Origin of the sequence: Pedobacter sp., assembly GCF_035566355.1 — a bacterium.
Classification (GTDB): Bacteria; Bacteroidota; Bacteroidia; order Sphingobacteriales; family Sphingobacteriaceae; genus Pedobacter.
Genome location: NZ_DATMRL010000289.1, coordinates 1 through 2,648 on the forward strand (window position 1 = coordinate 1; position 2,648 = coordinate 2,648).

Here is a 2,648-nt window from a genome sequence, read left to right on the forward strand (position 1 = left end):
CTAGACTAACGATAGCACCTTGTTCACTTAATTTTTTAGCTGTAGCCAAACCAATACCGCTGCTGGCTCCTGTAATCACTATGACCTTTCCTGAAATGTTCGTATTCATTTTATGTTGATTTTAGATTACAAATGTCAACAGTAAAAATCATGGTTAATTTTCTTCACAGCTCAACTTTTAGTTGCCCAAAAGCTCATCTGCAAGAAAACACATACTGTAGGAAAAGCAAAAAATGAGCTGTACAGCAAATAAAAACTGAGCCTTGGAGAAAACTTAAAACAGGAGAAAGAAAGGAAATTTGTTATCATAAATAACGTATATTAACATTAGGAAAACAATTTTAATAACAGGAAGCAGCAGCGGTATAACCATTATACCTTCAAGCAAAACAACATAAATATGGAGATCCTTAAATTGAGTACAGACTGGGCTAAGGCCGAAGTCTTTTCGGCCAAAATGGTTTGGCTGTTCAGTATTATTGTAATCGTGTCGGCATTTGGCTTTTGGTATTGGGGTAAAACAACCATGGCAAAGGCATTTGTCTGGCCTTTGGTTGTTTCTGGTTTATTCCTGGTTGCCGTTGGTGCCGGATTATTCTTAGCCAACAAACCAAGAATTTCGCAATTTGAACAGGCATGCGTTAGCAATCCTGTTTCTTTTGTACATCAGGAACTACAACGTACCACCAAATCCCAAAAAGACCTGGCAACGGTGTTCAAAGTGCTGCCGGTTTTATTAGTTGTGTCCGGACTGATGATATTATTTTTATCTTCACCTAACTGGCGCGCGATAGGAATTACGATTGGGCTACTGGCGGTATTCCTGATGGCTGTAGACAGCAATACTGATGCACGTAACACCATTTACCACGAACAATTAAAAAGTCTTAGCAATGAATATGGACGACCTTAACTTTGGAAATGCTTTTCTCTACTCTTGTTATTTTGACAAGGCATTAGGTAATGAACAGTTTGTTTCTGAGCATGTGGTATCCTATCAGATTTCGGGAGAAACACATATTGATCATCAGAATGGGGTGATCATCCTTAAAGAAGGGCAATTGTTGATCTCGCACCGGCATCAGCTGGCTAAAGCATTTAAATATCCGGCTAAGAACAAGGAATATCGGTCGCTTTCTGTCATGCTGAACGCCGAAAGATTGAGGAAATTTGGCATCGACCACCATTATGCTCTGGATAAAAAGTATAACGGAGTGCCCAATATATTGTTGGATTCCAATCCTTTTCTGGACGGTTTTTTCCAATCCTTAGTGCCATATCTGGAACAAGCAAAGCTGGTAAGTGCACAAATGGAAACCATAAAAGTAAATGAGGTACTCACTTTGCTGCTGGAGACCAATCCTGAACTCAAAATATTTCTATTTGATTTTTCGGAGCCCTTTAAAATCGACCTTGAGGAGTTTATGTTAAAGAACTACCGGTACAATGTACCGATTGAAAACTTTGCAAAACTAACCGGGCGAAGCCTGGCTAGTTTTAAGCGGGATTTTCAGAAAATATTTAACAGTTCTCCACGCAAATGGCTGAAAGAAAAGAGGCTTTCTGAAGCGTATTACCTCATTGAGAAAAAACAACGGAAACCTACAGACATTTACCTGGATCTGGGCTTCGAAAATCTTTCCCATTTCTATTCATCTTTTAAGGAAAAATTCGGGATAACACCCGCCATGATTACTGCTATAGTTTCTTAAAATACCAGCTATGGAAATCATACGAAAAACCGTCCTGATAAATGCTACAACACCTGCAGTTTGGGATACACTTACTACGTCTTCTCTCATCCAGCAATGGACACACGATACCCCTATTGAAATACAAACAGACTGGAAAGTCGGCAGCCCCATAATCATGAGTGGAGACCTGCATGGCATTCCATTCAGTAACTCTGGTAATATCCTGGCCTTTGAGCCAAATACCAAACTCAGTTATAGTTTCTTAAGCTCTCTCTCCAATTTACCCAACATAGCGGAAAGTCACTGCATTCTGGAATTCAACCTGATACCACAAGATCAAAAAACCAGGCTAGATCTTACCATCAGCAACTTCCCTGATCAGGTGATTCGCAAACACCTGGAACTGTACTGGGGTCCAACCCTTGAACTAATCAGGAAACAAGCAGAAAGTTAAATTATACTCAATTCGCTTTATTGTTCTGTCACCAAAACAGCTTCCTGAGCTTTAACTAATTTTCTGATCTCAGACAAACTGGTTTCTTTAACCAACTGACCATCTTTATACACCACCTGCAGTAAAGAATCAGCCTCCTCAGCCACAGTACACTGATCTTTGGTGATGTACTGGTCTTCTACTTTCTGCAGACTAAGCAAACCTTTATGAGATTTCTTTTTCTGGTCTGTAATCGGATCTTTTTCAATTTCCCTTGGCTCCCCATTCACTTCAACATAGGTCGCTTTGATGGCAAAACCTAAGGTATCCCTGCTGTGGTTCCTTAAAATCCCACCCACGCCGATCACCAGATTGCTGGCTGCATAGCCCATTTCTTTCAGACGGTCAAGTGTACGCACATATCTTTCCAAATACATCCCATCACCGTAGATCAGACCTACTTTAGGATTCAGAACTTTATAGCCTTTACTGTTCAGGCTGCTTCCAAATTTCTCATCCAG

4 protein-coding genes and 1 pseudogene are annotated in these 2,648 nt (G+C 40.3%); 3 read left to right on the plus strand and 2 right to left on the minus strand.

What is annotated here, in order from left to right; translation table 11 throughout:
• A partial coding sequence (locus tag VNZ46_RS11345; RefSeq protein WP_325560275.1) for an SDR family NAD(P)-dependent oxidoreductase occupies window positions 1-109 on the minus strand: 109 nt, incomplete at its 3' end.
• Window positions 110-400: 291 nt separating this feature from the next.
• Between VNZ46_RS11345 and VNZ46_RS11350 the strand changes: the two genes are divergently transcribed.
• From VNZ46_RS11350 to VNZ46_RS11360, 3 genes are read left to right on the plus strand one after another with little or no spacing between them, the layout of a single operon-like run.
• The gene (locus VNZ46_RS11350; RefSeq protein ID WP_325560272.1) at window positions 401-913 is read left to right on the plus strand and encodes a hypothetical protein; all 513 of its coding nucleotides are present in this window, start codon (window positions 401-403) and stop codon (window positions 911-913) included.
• Window positions 894-1,712: an AraC family transcriptional regulator gene (locus tag VNZ46_RS11355; protein ID WP_325560273.1), complete on the plus strand. Its 819-nt coding sequence runs from the start codon at window positions 894-896 to the stop codon at window positions 1,710-1,712. Before VNZ46_RS11350 ends, VNZ46_RS11355 begins: the two co-directional genes overlap by 20 nt.
• 10 nt (window positions 1,713-1,722) lie before the next feature.
• Complete coding sequence (locus tag VNZ46_RS11360; RefSeq protein ID WP_325560274.1) at window positions 1,723-2,148, plus strand: SRPBCC domain-containing protein; 426 nt, start codon at window positions 1,723-1,725, stop codon at window positions 2,146-2,148.
• A 17-nt stretch (window positions 2,149-2,165) separates the two neighbouring features.
• Here the strand turns inward: VNZ46_RS11360 and VNZ46_RS11365 are convergent.
• Window positions 2,166-2,648: pseudogene (locus VNZ46_RS11365) on the minus strand (hypothetical protein); the annotation flags it as partial.

What these genes read in the sequence shown, in the direction of transcription:
- VNZ46_RS11350 (WP_325560272.1), top strand. Translation starts at nt 401, where the DNA reads ATGGAGATCCTTAAATTGAGTACAGACTGGGCTAAGGCCGAAGTCTTT.
- VNZ46_RS11355 (WP_325560273.1), top strand. Translation starts at nt 894, where the DNA reads ATGAATATGGACGACCTTAACTTTGGAAATGCTTTTCTCTACTCTTGT.
- VNZ46_RS11360 (WP_325560274.1), top strand. Translation starts at nt 1,723, where the DNA reads ATGGAAATCATACGAAAAACCGTCCTGATAAATGCTACAACACCTGCA.